At 67.9% G+C, this 14,348-nt stretch carries 10 protein-coding genes; 4 read left to right on the top strand and 6 right to left on the bottom strand.

Annotated elements, in window-relative coordinates:
• Positions 1-122 precede the first annotated feature (122 nt).
• Genes ACFYMC_RS00410 through ACFYMC_RS00420 form a run of 3 tightly spaced genes read right to left on the bottom strand, consistent with a single transcriptional unit; the run spans position 123 to position 3,233 of the window.
• On the bottom strand, positions 123-704 hold the full coding sequence (locus tag ACFYMC_RS00410) for a TetR family transcriptional regulator (RefSeq protein ID WP_388516521.1): 582 nt from the start codon (positions 702-704) through the stop codon (positions 123-125).
• A 20-nt stretch (positions 705-724) separates the two neighbouring features.
• Entirely contained in the window at positions 725-1,747 is a 1,023-nt protein-coding gene (locus ACFYMC_RS00415; protein ID WP_388516524.1) for an aldo/keto reductase, read from the bottom strand.
• A gap of 31 nt (positions 1,748-1,778) precedes the next feature.
• Complete coding sequence (locus ACFYMC_RS00420) at positions 1,779-3,233, bottom strand: MFS transporter (RefSeq protein WP_388516527.1); 1,455 nt, start codon at positions 3,231-3,233, stop codon at positions 1,779-1,781.
• 55 nt (positions 3,234-3,288) lie between these two features.
• On the opposite strand from ACFYMC_RS00420, the gene dusB reads away from it, so the two are divergent.
• The 4 genes from dusB to ACFYMC_RS00440 all read left to right on the top strand — a co-directional run bounded on the left by dusB (position 3,289) and on the right by ACFYMC_RS00440 (position 9,902).
• Positions 3,289-4,443 (top strand): tRNA dihydrouridine synthase DusB, encoded by a 1,155-nt coding sequence (gene dusB, locus ACFYMC_RS00425; protein ID WP_388516530.1) that lies wholly within the window; start codon positions 3,289-3,291, stop codon positions 4,441-4,443.
• A gap of 354 nt (positions 4,444-4,797) precedes the next feature.
• The gene (gene ppdK, locus ACFYMC_RS00430) at positions 4,798-7,506 is read left to right on the top strand and encodes a pyruvate, phosphate dikinase (RefSeq protein ID WP_388516533.1); all 2,709 of its coding nucleotides are present in this window, start codon (positions 4,798-4,800) and stop codon (positions 7,504-7,506) included.
• Between the two features lie 507 nt (positions 7,507-8,013).
• Positions 8,014-8,991 carry a helix-turn-helix domain-containing protein gene (locus ACFYMC_RS00435; protein ID WP_388516536.1) on the top strand — a complete coding sequence of 326 codons (978 nt, stop codon included), beginning with the start codon at positions 8,014-8,016 and terminating at the stop codon, positions 8,989-8,991.
• Positions 8,992-9,482: 491 nt separating this feature from the next.
• Complete coding sequence (locus ACFYMC_RS00440; protein WP_388516539.1) at positions 9,483-9,902, top strand: VOC family protein; 420 nt, start codon at positions 9,483-9,485, stop codon at positions 9,900-9,902.
• Between the two features lie 14 nt (positions 9,903-9,916).
• Here ACFYMC_RS00440 and nirD read toward each other — a convergent pair whose 3' ends face one another.
• Genes nirD through ACFYMC_RS00455 form a run of 3 tightly spaced genes read right to left on the bottom strand, consistent with a single transcriptional unit; the run spans position 9,917 to position 14,134 of the window.
• Positions 9,917-10,249: a nitrite reductase small subunit NirD gene (gene nirD, locus ACFYMC_RS00445; protein ID WP_388516542.1), complete on the bottom strand. Its 333-nt coding sequence runs from the start codon at positions 10,247-10,249 to the stop codon at positions 9,917-9,919.
• On the bottom strand, positions 10,246-12,822 hold the full coding sequence (gene nirB / locus ACFYMC_RS00450; RefSeq protein WP_388516544.1) for a nitrite reductase large subunit NirB: 2,577 nt from the start codon (positions 12,820-12,822) through the stop codon (positions 10,246-10,248). Before nirB ends, nirD begins: the two co-directional genes overlap by 4 nt.
• Position 12,823: 1 nt before the next feature.
• A complete protein-coding gene (locus ACFYMC_RS00455; protein ID WP_388516546.1) occupies positions 12,824-14,134 on the bottom strand; it encodes an NAD(P)/FAD-dependent oxidoreductase in 1,311 nt (436 codons plus the stop codon).
• Positions 14,135-14,348: the final 214 nt, after the last annotated feature.

A 14,348-nucleotide genomic window follows, 5' to 3' on the forward strand; every position in this document is an offset into this window, starting at 1 on the left:
TCAGGCACGAGGTTCCCCTGGCAGAGCCCGCTGTGGCCAGGAACCCATCCGGGACGGTGGGCGGCGGCCAGGCTCCAGGGCACTCCAGCCCAGCAGTTGGCGGCGCTCGTTGGGTGAAGAGATCAGGCCCGCAACCCGCGGACCACGAGGCTGGCGACGGCCTCGAACTCGGCGCCGATCTCGGGGCGCGACCATTCGGCCGCGTACTGGGGGTCGTGGAACCGACCGGTGGCATCGAAGATTGCCCGGGCTGTGGACGCCACATCCGGTGCTTGGAATGCTCCCGCAGTCACACCCTCACCCACGATCTCGCCGAGTTGCTCGACCAACTCGGCCAGGTGTGCCTCCACCACCGAACTGTTCTCGGCCAGAAGCACCGTGTATGTGGCGAAGAGTTCCGGGTCATCGCCGGCCTTGTGTCGTTTGGCCTCGAAGAGTGCCGCCAACCAGTCGTGGAGCTTGCGCTGCGGATCCAGGCTGCCCTCCGTGATCCGCTCCAACTGCACGACCGTCCGCCCCAGCCACCGGTTGGTTACGGCCTCGCGCAGCGCCGCCTTGCTGGCGAAGTGGCGGTACACGCTGCCGTGGCTCACCCCTAGGGCGCGTGCGACGTCGACGACGGTGGCTTTCGCCGGGCCGTAGCGTCGCAGGACGTCCTCCGTCGCTTCGAGGATGCGCTCGGGTGTCAGGGCTTCAGCGGGCATGACACGACGGTACCGGGCGATCAGTGCTCGCTGTCGAGGTGGGCCATCTGCGCCTGGGGGTAGCGCTCACCGGCTGCCGACCCTGCCGGTATGGCTGTCTCGATCTCTGCGAGAGTGGCGTCGTCCAGGTAGAGGTCGAGGGCACTGAGTGCCTCCGCCAGCCGGTCCCTTCGACGGGCTCCGATCAGAGGCACGATGCCCAGGCCGCGGCGCGCATTCTGGGCGAGTACCCAGGCGATGGCTATCTGCGCGACCGAGGCTCCGTTGGCAGTAGCGACCTTTCGAAGTGCGTCGACGAGGTCGAGGTTGTGGTGCAGGTTCTCGCCTTGGAAGCGGGGGCTCATCCCACGGAAGTCTCCGGCCGAGAGTTGCCGGTCGCGCGTGAAGTGGCCACTGATCAGGCCACGGGAGAGCACTCCGTATGCGGTGATCCCGATGCCCAGCTCCCGTGCTGTGGGCAAAATCTCCGCCTCTATGCCACGGGAGAGCAGCGAATATTCGATCTGTAGGTCCGAGATGGGGGCTACCGCCGCCGCCCGGCGCATGGTGTGCGCGCCGACTTCGGAGAGACCGATGTGTCGAATGTGGCCGGCCTGGACCGCCTCGGCCATCGCCCCGATGGTTTCTTCGATCGGGACGTCAGGGTCCACTCGGGCGATTCGATAGATGTCGATATGGTCGAGTCCGAGCCTTTGGAGCGAGTAGGCCAGGAAGTTCCGTACGGCCGCCGGGTGGCCGTCGTAGCCGGTGAAGCCCCCCTCGACCGTGCGCAGGGCGCCGAATTTGACGCTGGTGAGCGCCTTGCTCCGACTGGCCGCCGGGGCCGTTTGCAGTGCTTCGCGGATCAGTAGTTCGTTGTGGCCCATGCCGTAGAAGTCACCCGTGTCCAGGAGGGTGATGCCGGCCTCCAGGGCGGCATGGATGGTGGCGATGGACTCGGCGCGGTCGCTCTCGCCGTACAGGGCGGACATGCCCATGCAGCCGAGGCCGAGGGCGGAGACGGTGGGGCCGGTACTGCCGAGGGTGCGGTCGTCGGGAGTCATGGAGACAGCATGGCATGACGAGTGACAGATTTCAATATCTGTCACTCGTTATCAGGGTGGGAGGCTTCGGGGTCTCGAACTTGGCGCTGGTCCGGGCCGCTGTGCGTTGTCCCCAGGCACCGGTGGTGACAGCGCCCATGACCAGTACGAGCAGCCCGCAGCCGGTGATGACCCAGTAGGCGGGTTGCGCCGCCGTGGTGAACTCCTGCGCGACGCCTCCGGAGTGCACCCCGGCTGCCAGGATCGCGCCGATCAGTGCGACTCCGAGGGTCTGGCCGGTCTGGCGACTCGTCGAAGCGACAGCGGCGGCGACCCCGGCCTGGGCCCTGGGCATCCCGGTCACGGCCGTATTGGTGATTGGAGCGTTCACCACCCCGAAGCCGATGCCGAATAGCACGTATCCGGTAAACAGCAGGGGGGTGGAGGTCTCCGCGGTCAGGAGGGCGAACAGCAGACCGCTGGATGCGATACCCGCGCCGGCGACCAGCAACGGCCCGCGCGGACCGCGGCTTCCGACCACGCGGCCCGAAAGCGGGGCGAGCACCAGCGTCAGCCCGGCCATCGGCAGCATGTACAGACCGGCGTTCATCGCCGAGAGCCCACGAACCTCCTGAAGGTAGATCGTGTTGAGGAAGAGGAAGCCACCGAGAGCGGAGAAGGCACAGATCGCGATCACCACAGCGCCGCTGAAGGGCGCGCTGGTGAAGAACCGAGGGTCGATCAGCGGCTCCGGGTGGCGTCTCTCGTAGCGGATGAGCGCGATAAGGGCGAGGAGTGCGGTGGTGGCGCACCCGAGGATGAGGACCGAGCCGAAACCCGCTGCGTGCGCCTCGATGATCCCGTATGTGACCGAGGCGAGCAGAGCCATTACCAGCAGTTGTCCCACGGGGTCCGGGCGCCTGGGGCGCGGAGCCTTCGACTCGGGGATGAACCGCCAGGTCAAGATGAGGGCGACGAGTCCGATCGGCAGGTTGATCCAGAAGATGGACCGCCAGCCGAGGGTGTCCACCAGCAGTCCACCGACGAGCGGACCGGCGGCCATGGAGATCCCGATCACCCCGCCCCATACGCCGATCGCCCGGGCGCGCTGGGCGGGATCCGTGAAGGTGTTGGTGATGATCGACATCGCCACCGGGTTAAGCATCGAGCCGCCCACGCCTTGGAGGGCCCGGAAAGCCACCAGGGACTCCAGGTTCGGCGCCACGGAGCAGAGCAGCGAGGCGAGGACGAAGATCACCAGGCCCGCGGTGAACACCTTGCGCCGGCCGATCCGGTCCGCGGTGGAGCCGGAGAGCATCAGCAGCGAGGCGAGAGTGAGGGTGTAGGCGTCGATGGTCCACTGCATCCCCGAGACGCTGGCCCCGAGCTCCCGACGTATCGAGGGCAGGGCGACGTTGAGTGCCGTGTTGTCGATGCTGACGATGAGAAGGCTCATGCAGCAGATCGCCAGGACCACGAAGCGTTGCCGGTTACCGAGCTCAGCCATGGTCGGACAGTACGACCAACCCATGGACACCGCAGCACGATGCGACAATGGCGGGATGAGCACGCTCGCCCCGTCCACGCTTCCCCAGGCCCTCATGATCGGCCCGCACCAGGTGCAGCCGCCGGTCGTGCTCGCCCCCATGGCCGGCATCACCAATGCTCCGTTCCGCACCCTGTGCCGTGAATTCAGCGGGGGCAAGGGTCTGTTCGTCAGCGAGATGATCACTACGAGGGCGCTGGTCGAGCGCAACGAGAAGACGATGCAGCTGATCCATTTCGACCCGAGTGAGACCCCCCGCTCGATCCAGCTGTACGGAGTCGATCCCGCAACCGTCGGTAAGGCCGTTCGGATGATCGTGGAGGAGGACCTGGCCGACCACATCGACTTGAACTTTGGCTGCCCGGTCCCCAAGGTCACGCGCAAGGGCGGGGGGTCGGCCCTGCCCTACAAGCGTCCGCTGCTGCGGGCCATCCTGCGCGAGGCGGTCTGTGGTGCCGGTGATCTGCCGGTCACCATGAAGATGCGCAAGGGCATCGACGAGGACCACCTCACGTACCTCGATGCGGGCAGGATCGCCGTCGAGGAAGGCGTCACCGCCATAGCCCTGCACGGCCGCACCACTGCTCAGCACTATGGGGGCACCGCCGACTGGGAGGCCATCGCCCGGCTCAAGGAACACGTCCCGGAGATTCCAGTGCTGGGCAACGGCGACATCTGGTGCGCCGAGGACGCGCTGCGGATGGTGCGGGAGACGGGCTGCGACGGAGTGGTGGTCGGCCGTGGCTGCCTCGGCAGGCCCTGGCTCTTCGCGGATCTGGTCGCAGCCTTCGAGGGGAACCCGGAGCGTACTGCTCCGGGCATGCGCGAGGTCGCGACGGCCATGCTGCGTCATGCGCGGCTGCTGGGGGAGTGGATCGGTGACGAGACGCGTGGGGTGATCGACTTCCGCAAGCACGTCGCTTGGTACCTGAAGGGCTTCTCCGTCGGCTCCGAGCTGCGTCGGAAGTTGGCGGTGACTTCTTCGCTGGCCGAGTTGGACGCTCATCTGAGCGAGTTGGACCTGGATCAGCCGTGGCCGGTCGGGGCGGACGGTCCGCGCGGTCGCACGTCGGGAAACAACCGCGTGGTGCTTCCGGACGGTTGGCTGCGGGACCCCTACGACTGTGCCGGAGTGGGCGAGGAAGCCGAACTGGATACGTCCGGAGGCTGAACGAGCGGCGTGATATGCGCCACGCATGCGAGGGCTTGCGCTCAGATGAGCGCGGAATTCTCCGATGCACTTCTCAAAGGGTGGCACTGGGTGCCACCCTTTGAGTGTTCAAGACTTGAAAACAATTGTATCGATCATCGCTCAAGTGAGCGGCAATGGGTCACTTGGGCACCTGCACCCTTCGGGAGGTGAAGCCTTCCGCCTCTGCATGGCTACCGTTGAGTTACTTTCGATCTACTGGCGGATGGGTGGTTGCAGTCCCATGACGACCAAGTGGACGTACCCAGATGCCTTCGATCTGGGTATGTTCCTCGCCGTCAGGGCAGCCACCGAGTCCTCAAGGAGTCGAGACCCGTGTCGGAGAACAAAGAGCAGAAGTTCGTCTACGACTTCACCGAGGGCAACCGGGACCTCAAGGACCTCCTCGGCGGCAAGGGCGCCAACCTCGCCGAGATGACCAACCTCGGCCTGCCGGTCCCTCCCGGCTTCACCATCACCACCGAGGCCTGCCGGGTCTACCTCGAATCGGGCGAAGAGCCCGACGCGCTGCGCGCCGAGGTCAGCGCCCACCTCGACGCCCTGGAGGGGAGGATGGGCAAGCGACTCGGGCAGTCCGACGACCCCCTGCTGGTATCCGTACGCTCCGGCGCCAAGTTCTCCATGCCCGGCATGATGGACACGGTGCTGAACATCGGCCTCTCCGACGAATCGGTGCAGGGGCTGGCTCAGCAGTCCGGCGACGAGCGCTTCGCCTGGGACTCCTACCGCCGCCTCGTCCAGATGTTCGGCAAGACGGTGCTCGGCGTCGACGGAGAGCTCTTCGAGGACGCTCTGGACGAGGCCAAGGCGGCCAAGAAGGTCACGGTGGACACCGACCTCGATGCCGCTGACCTCAAGAAGCTCGTCAAGCACTTCAAGAAGATCGTCGCCAGGGAAGCCGGCCGTGACTTCCCGCAGGACCCGCGCGAGCAGATGGATCTCGCAGTCCGCGCCGTCTTCGATTCGTGGAACGGCGACCGTGCCAAGCTCTACCGCCGACAGGAGCGCATCCCCGGCGACCTCGGTACCGCTGTCAACATCTGCTCCATGGTCTTCGGCAACCTCGGGCCAGACTCCGGCACGGGAGTCGCCTTCACCCGCGACCCCGCCAGCGGCCACCAGGGCGTCTACGGCGACTACCTGCAGAACGCGCAGGGCGAGGACGTCGTCGCCGGCATCCGCAACACGGTGCCGCTCGCCGATCTGGAGCAGATCGACAAGAAGTCGTACGACCAGCTCATGTCGATCATGGAGACGCTTGAGACGCACTACAAGGACCTGTGCGACATCGAGTTCACCATCGAGCGCGGCCAGCTCTGGATGCTCCAGACCCGGGTGGGCAAGCGCACCGCGGGCGCTGCCTTCCGGATCGCCACCCAGCTCGTCGACCAGGGGCTGATCGACGAGGCCGAGGCCCTCCAGCGGGTCACCGGCGCCCAGCTCGCCCAGCTGATGTTCCCCCGCTTCGACGAGTCCGCCAAGGTCGAGAAGCTCGGTCGCGGCATCGCCGCCTCCCCTGGCGCGGCGGTCGGCAAGGCGGTCTTCGACTCCTACACCGCCGTCAAATGGTCCCGCTCGGGTGAGAAGGTCATCTTGATCCGCCGCGAGACCAACCCCGACGACCTCGACGGGATGATCGCGGCCGAGGGCATCTTGACCTCCCGCGGCGGGAAGACCTCGCATGCCGCGGTCGTCGCCCGAGGAATGGGCAAGACCTGTGTCTGTGGCGCCGAGGAGTTGGAGGTCGACACCAAGCGTCGCCGGATGACGGTCAACGGGACCGTCATCGAGGAGGGCGACGTCGTCTCGATCGACGGGTCCACCGGCAAGGTGTACCTCGGCGAGGTCCCTGTCGTGCCCTCCCCGGTCGTCGAGTACTTCGAGGGCCGCATGCACGCCGGCGCCGACGATGCCGACGAGCTGGTCCAAGCCGTTCATCGTGTGATGGCCTACGCGGACCGGGTGCGCCGCCTCCGGGTGCGCGCCAACGCCGACAACGCCGAGGACGCGCTGCGTGCGCGTCGCTTCGGGGCCCAGGGCATCGGCCTGTGCCGCACCGAGCACATGTTCCTCGGCGAGCGCCGCGAGATGGTCGAGCGACTGATCCTCGCCGACACGGACACGGAACGGGAGTCGGCGCTCAGTGCCCTGCTGCCGCTTCAGAAGAAGGACTTCGTCGAGCTGTTCGAGGCCATGGACGGGCTGCCGGTCACGGTGCGGCTGCTCGACCCGCCGCTGCACGAGTTCCTGCCCGACATCACCGAACTGTCGGTCCGGGTGGCCCTCGCGGAATCCCGCAAGGACGCCAACGAGAACGATCTGCGTCTGCTCCAGGCGGTTCACAAGCTGCACGAGCAGAATCCGATGTTGGGGCTGCGCGGGGTGCGGCTGGGCCTGGTCATTCCGGGGCTGTTCGCCATGCAGGTCCGCGCGATCGCCGAGGCCGCGGCGGAGCGCAAGAACGCCAAGGGTGACCCGCGCGCCGAGATCATGATCCCGTTGGTCGGTACCGTCCAGGAGCTGGAGATCGTGCGAGAGGAGGCGGACCAGGTCATCGCCGAGGTGGAGGCCGCGACCGGGACCTCCCTGAAGCTGACCATCGGCACGATGATCGAACTGCCTCGTGCCGCGCTCACGGCCGGTCAGATCGCGGAAGCCGCACAGTTCTTCTCGTTCGGTACCAACGACCTGACCCAGACCGTGTGGGGCTTCTCACGGGACGATGTGGAGGCGAGCTTCTTCACCGCGTACCTGGAGAAGGGCATCTTCGGGGTCTCGCCGTTCGAGACCATCGACAAGGATGGTGTGGGCTCGCTCGTGCGGAGCGCCGCCGCAGCAGGCCGGGCCACCCGTCCCGACCTGAAGCTCGGTATCTGCGGTGAGCACGGGGGTGACCCCGAGTCGGTGCACTTCTTCCACGAGGTGGGCCTGGACTACGTCTCCTGCTCGCCGTTCCGCATCCCGGTCGCCCGACTTGAGGCCGGTCGCGCGGCGGCTGCCGCTAAGGGGTCCGACAGTCGCTGAGCCTGGACGGGGCCGCCGAGTCCGGCTTAACCACAGACTCCGGAGCCGTCGTCGGTCTACCCGAACCCTCACCGGGGCCGACGACGGCTCCGGTGCGTTCGGGTGGCCTGCATGGCTTCCGTGCGACGTCGGCAGTACACGCGAATACGTCATTTGTGTGAGGTTACTGGCGTGTATCCGCTTAATTTCTGCCGGAATTCAAGCACTTCGGGCACTTCAAGCAGAAGGCGACGGGCGGATCCCCACCCGCCCGTCGCCTCCTGTCAATCTGCCAGACACGTCGACGCTTCCCGAGTCGACCGACCGCCAGGCCCCGCAAAGCCCCCCACGGCCTTCGCGGAGCGTTTCCGGTCGCCCCGGAGTGTGCCCGGCGGAGTACAGCATTTCGCTTGCCCGGGCGATGACGAAAGGCGTTTCAACTGTGGCTGAAAGGGCGTGGTGACGGCCTGTGATGGCGTGCATACTCATGGGGCGGGGGCATTGCGAGTGCACAGGTGTGGGGGTTCGGTGCTGCGCATCCATTTCACTGGAGTGGACCTAGCACGGGTACGGATGGCGGGGAGACCCGACGCGTTGTGGGAAACCATTCTGAGCTTTCACCGAATAAGGGACCGGCGCGATGCTCGGCTGTTTGGTGAATGGCGTACAGAATCGCGTACCCGGTTGAACGGTGAAACAAGGCTGCTGGGTGCATTGATACCCAGCAGGGGTTATTTCCCGGACTTTCTGACCCCGATGGAGGGACAGTACGGGATGGACGCCGGGCTCGATGCGCTACGGGAGACACGCCCGCAGCGACTGCGCGCCGAACTGGCGCTGCTGACCACCGAGCAGGAACAGCCTACCCGGCTGCGGGAGATAGCCGACGGGCAGGGGCCCGCCCTGGCCCGGCTGGCGAGCGTGCTGAGGGCTTACCACCGTGCGGCGGTCGAGCCTTACTGGGCGCGCATCCAAGCGCAGGTCGAGGCTGAGCGAGCCGCTCGCGGCCGAGCGGTCCTCGACGGTGGCGCCGACGAACTCCTTGCCTCCTTGCCACCGATGTTGCGGTGGAATCCGCCGGTCCTGGAGTGTGACTATCCGGTCGACCGCGATGTCCAACTCGGCGGGCGGGGTCTGCTCCTACAGCCTTCCTTCTTCTGCCGCCGCACCGCGGTGACCCTCCACGATCCGGGACTCTCGCCGGTGCTCGTCTACCCGGCCCAGCACGCGTCCTCGCCGGTCGGTGCCGAGCCGAGCCGCGCGCGCGACGGACTGCGCGGCCTGGGGAAGCTGGTGGGACATACCCGCTCGGTGGTGCTGCGGGCCATCGGTGACGGTGCCACCACCAGTGAGCTCGCCCGTCGAGCCGGGGTGTCGCTGGCCAGCGCGAGCCAACACGCCTGTGTGATGCGTGAGGCCGGGCTGGTGACCACCCTGCGGCACGGGAACGCCGTACTCCACACGGTCACCCCGCTCGGTGCCGCATTGCTCAAAGCGGGCTCCTGAACCGTGTTCCTGGACGACCACTCGGAGGAGGACTGGCCGAGCACCTTGAGGAAGGGCGGCGCCACCACCTCGTTCTGGGTGATCCACAGATCTCCAGATCGCTGCCACCCTGCGCGCCGTAGGTCTCCGTAGCTGGACCCGGTGACGTTGTCCACGCCGTCGCTGGGGCTCTTCCCCCGGCCACCAGCGAATCTTCGTAGGCGAGTTCGTAGGTGCTGTCCGCGAGGTGCAGGCCTCGGAGCCGGACGGCGCCGGGCCGTGGTGCGCCGAGGAACCCGGAGGACGGGGACTGACGACAGGTCAACGTGCGTCGACTTGGCGATGGCCGTGCGGGTGCGGGAAGGGCGCTCCCCTGGACGGGTGGGCGGCAGGAGGACGGTCGTGGGGAAGCTCCTGAAAAAGTTCGCCGGATCGCGATGAGTTGTGCCGGGCACGGCGGTCTACCCCTTGAAAGCACCGCCTCGGGGCGGGCAACGAGAGGAAGAGGCACCATGGCCACGAAGATCTTCGTCAACCTGCCGGTCAAGGACCTGGACGCCGCCAAGGACTTCTGGGGCAAGCTCGGCTACACCTTCAACCCCCAGTTCACCGACGACAACGCCGCATCCATGGTGATCAGCGATTCGATCTTCGTCATGCTGCTCACGCACAAGCGGTTCGCGGACTTCACCGACAAGGACATCGCGGACACCGCTGCCACCACTGAGGCTCTGCTCTGCCTCAGCGCCGAGAGCCGTGCCGAGGTGGACGAACTCGCAGAGAAGGCGCTGGCCGCCGGCGGTGCCGAGCTGCGCCCCGCCAGCGACCACGGATTCATGTACGGCCGGGCTTTCGAGGACCTCGACGGTCACAACTGGGAGGTCATGTGGATGGACCCGGCAGTGCTCCAGGGCGAATCCGCTCAGAGCTGACCGGGGCGGCGCCTTCAGACGGCGGTGCTGGTGCGGATCCGAAAGGTCCGCACCGCCACCTCCTCATCATCCAGGCAGCGTCCCGACTGCAGGTCGAACCGCTGCTTGAGTAGCGGCGAGGCGACGAACGGACGTCCGGCGAGGGACCCCAGCAGACCGCGGGAGAGGACCTGCGCTCCGGTGAAGGGGTCCTGGTTGCCGATGGCATACGCCCGACCGGACCGGTCCATGAAGAGCGCGGCCTGGGTGCCGTCGGGGAGGAGGGCCGCCACCCCGCGGCCCGGCGTGAGACAAGTCACCTCACATACCGCGAACCAGTCGTCGTCCATGCAGAGTTCCAAGGTCATCGCGCTGAGCTCCCTTCGAGCGGCCTGAGCGTGAGGATCTCCAGATCGGGTTTGACCTGGTCGCGTTCGGGGACGAAGCGGACGGTCGGATCCGGTGCCCCCGGGGCGTTCACGAAGGACTCGAAGCGGCGCAGCCGATCCGGGTCCCTCAGAGTCTCCGCCCATTCGTCACGGTAGTGGGACACGTGGTCGGCCATCATGGCCTCCAACTCCGCGCACAGACCGAGCGAGTCCCGCACGATCACATCGCGCAGGTGCTCCAGTCCGCCCTCCAGTCGTTGCAGCCAAGCGGCCGTGCGTTCCAAGCGGTCGGCGGTGCGGATGTAGAACATCAGGAACCGGTCGATGAGCCGCACCAGTTCCTCGTCGCTCAGGTCCTGCGCCAGCAGGTCCGCATGGCGGGGTGTGGCGCCGCCGTTTCCACCGACGTACAGGTTCCAGCCCTGGGCCGTGGCGATGACGCCGAAGTCCTTGCTCTGCGCCTCAGCGCACTCGCGTGCGCAGCCGGAGACCGCGGACTTCAGCTTGTGCGGGGCCCGCAGTCCGCGGTAGCGCAACTCCAGATCGATGGCCATCCGCACGCTGTCCTGCACCCCGTAGCGGCACCAGGTCCGTCCCACGCAGGATTTCACCGTCCGCAGTGCCTTCCCGTAGGCGTGGCCGGACTCGAAGCCGGCGTCGACCAGCCGACTCCAGATCGCCGGGAGCTGGTCGATGCGGGCCCCGAAGAGGTCGATCCGCTGCCCGCCGGTGATCTTGGTGTACAGCCCGAAGTCACGGGCGACCTCGCCGATGACAATCAGCCTCTCGGGGGTGATCTCACCGCCGGGGATGCGGGGGACCACCGAGTACGAGCCATTGCGCTGCATATTGGCCAGGTGATGGTCGTTGGTGTCCTGGAGGGCCGACTGCTCGCCGTCCAGGACGTAGCCGGCTGCGCCGATGGACGGCGCGAGCGAGGCGAGCACCGACGCCACGGCTGGCTTGCAGATCTCACAGCCCTCGCCGCCGCGGGCCGGGGCGCGGCCGTGGCTGTCCAACAGTTGGGCGTAGGAGGTGATGCGCAGGGTGCGGACGATCTCGTAGAGCTCGGCCCGGGTGTAGCCGAAGCACCCGCACAGCCCCTCGTCCGCCGGAGCCGGCAGGAGTTGGCCGATCACCTTCAGGCAACTGCCACAACCGGTGCCGGCCTTCGTGCACTTCTTGACCTGGGGAAGGTCCGTGCAGGCGGCGATGGCCTTCTTGGTCACGTTGTGACAGGAGCAGATGACCGCCTCGTCGGGAAGGGAGGACGGCCCGAGGGCGGCGGGCGCACCGGCCCCGGCCGGCAGCACCAGTTGTTCGGGGGCGGCCGGCGGAACGGAACCGGTGAGCGGGCGCAACAGGGCGTAGGCGTCAGCCTCGCCGACCAGGACGCCCCCCAGCAGTCGGCCGTCGGAGGCCATCACGAGCTTCTTGTAGATCCCGGACCGGGAATCGGAATAGACCACGTCCAGGCTGCCTTTGGTGGTCCCGTGCGCATCGCCGAAGGAGGCCACGTCCACGCCCAGCAGTTTGAGCTTGGTAGAGAGGTCCGCACCGGTGAACTGGCGCCCGCCCCCCGCCCCGGTGGGTGCGGCCTCCTGCGCGTACGCGGCTGCTGCCGTGAGGGCCATCTCGTAGCCCGGGGCGACCAGGCCGTACACCCGGCCGTCGCACGCCAGGGCACACTCGCCGATCGCGTAGACGTCCGGGTCGGAGGTACGGCAGTGCGCGTCCACCACGATGCCGCCTCGCTCGCCGACGGCAAGACCGCAGTCCCGGGCCAACTGGTCACGGGGCCGGACACCCGCCGAGAAGACGACCAGATCGGTGTCGACCGTCGCCCCGTCCGACAGGCGCATCCCGTTGACCGAACCGTCCGCTCCGGTGAGCACCTCCTCCGTGCCCACCCCGGTGTGCACGCTCAGCCCCATGCCCTCGATGGTGCGCAGGAGGGCCGCACCACCACCCTGGTCGACCTGCACCGGCATCAACCGGGGGGCGAACTCGACTACCCGGGTGCCCAGTCCGAGGCCTTGCAGGGCGCCTGCCGCCTCCAGTCCGAGCAGCCCGCCGCCGACCACGGCCCCCCGAGTACGGCCCTTCGCGTATTCCTCGATGGCGCGTACGTCCTCGATGGTCCGGTAGACGAAACAGCCGGGCGCTTCCCTGCCGGGGACCGGCGGTACGAAGGGCGAAGAGCCCGTGGCCAGTACGAGGGTGTCGTAACGGAAGACACGGCCAGATCGGGACGTCACGCTCCGGAGATCGCGGTCGATCGCGATGGCCGGATCGTCGAGGTGGATCTCGATGCCGTGTTGCTCCAAGAAGCCGTCCGGAGTGACGGACAGGTCCTCGGGCGTGCTCTTGGAAAAGTACGAGGTGAGATGCACGCGGTCATAGGCAGGCCGGGGCTCCTCGCACAGTACGACGACGCGGGCGCGTTCGGGCACCCCGTGTTCGGCGAGCGCCTCCAGGTAGCGCTGGCCCACCATGCCGTGCCCGATGAGCAGGATGACGGGACGGGTGGGGGCGGGTGTGCGGGTGGCCATCTCAGGAGCCTCCATCGTCGGTGAGCAGGTGGAGCAGCGGACTCCCGGGGGAATCCGGAAGTGGTTGGTCGCCCTCCCAGGCGCGGGCCAGCGTCCCCACCGCGGAGAGTTCACCGAGCAGCACCCCGCCGACGAGCCGGTCACCACGGACCACCACCTGCCGGTAGGTGCCACGGGTGGCGTCCGTCAGGCGCAGTACGTCGTCGCCCGGTCGGGGAGTCGGCTCACCGAAGGCGGCGAGGTCGAGGGCGCGCTCGCCGCCACTGAAGGTCAGCCTGGTGAGGGCGCGGGTTCCCGCGTAGCGCCCGGTGCCGGTGGCGAGTCGGGCCGCCAGGGCGTCTGCCTGGTCGAGTGCCGCACCGGCGAGACCGTACGAGTGGCCCTGGTGCTCGGCGCAGTCTCCGATGGCGTGGATGTCCGGGTCGGAGGTGCGTAGCTCGTCGTCGACGACGATTCCCTCGCGCACGGCGAGGCCCGCGTCCCGGGCCAGCCCGACGCGGGGGCGGATGCCGCACGCGAAGACCACGAGTGCGGCATCCAGACGGAAGCCGTCCGCGAGTTCCACCGCGATGACCCGTCGGGCGCCCGTGCCTTCCGCGGTGGGGACGCGGGAGGTGCGGGTGCCGGACGGGACGGTGTCGTCGGGCGTGGGCGCGCGGGGCGAAGTGACCAGACCGCGGGCGCGGCATTCGGTGTGGACTTCCACGCCGAGCGAGGTGAGGTGGGCGGCCAGCAGCGCTGAAGCCTCTGGGTCGAGCTGGCGTTCCATCAGGCGGTCTCCTTGCTGGGCGAGGACCACCTCGGCTCCGCGTTCGGCCAGTGCCCGGGCTGCGGAGACGCCCAGCAGGCCCCCGCCGATCACCACGGTTGGTAGGCCCGGCTGGACGGCCGCGGTCAGCGCCAAGCAGTCGTCCATCGTCCACAAGGAGTGGACCCCTTCGGGTAGCTGCCTGCTTTCGGTGTCGACCAAGCCGCGCAGTGGCGGTAGTACCGGCCGCGATCCGGTGGCGAGGACCAGCCGGTCGTAGCCGATGACGCGCCCGTCCTGGCAGGTCACGGTGTGGGTGGTGCGGTCGATGCGGACGGCGCGTGCGTCCCGGAGCAGTGCTGATCCGATCCAGGGGAGTTCGGTGACCTCGGGCCCGTACCGGCCGGCCAGGACCTCGGCGAGGAGCACCCGGTTGTAGGGCCGGCGGCTTTCCTCCCCGAGCACCGTCACCGAAGCGGTGGGCTGGGCTGCGAGGGTGCGTTGTGCGAGCCGCAGGCCGGCGAGGCCGCTGCCGATCACCACCACCCGTGGTTGCGAGGTCATGCTCGCAGCCTGCGGGTCTGCTGTTACCCCTCGGCATCCCGCCGGTTTCCGGTGCGGAACGCTGCCCTCTCATCGTGGGCCGGTGCCCGTGTGAGGCTGCGCGCGGTCGGTGGCGTCACGGGCAACCGTGTTCAGGGCGGCCGAAGCTCAAGCCTTGCGCAAGTTTCCAGGGAGTGCATGGACGTTACATCCATCAACTTCATAGGGTCACGAT

This window comes from Streptomyces sp. NPDC006879, assembly GCF_042869595.1.
Classification (GTDB): Bacteria; Actinomycetota; Actinomycetes; order Streptomycetales; family Streptomycetaceae; genus Streptomyces.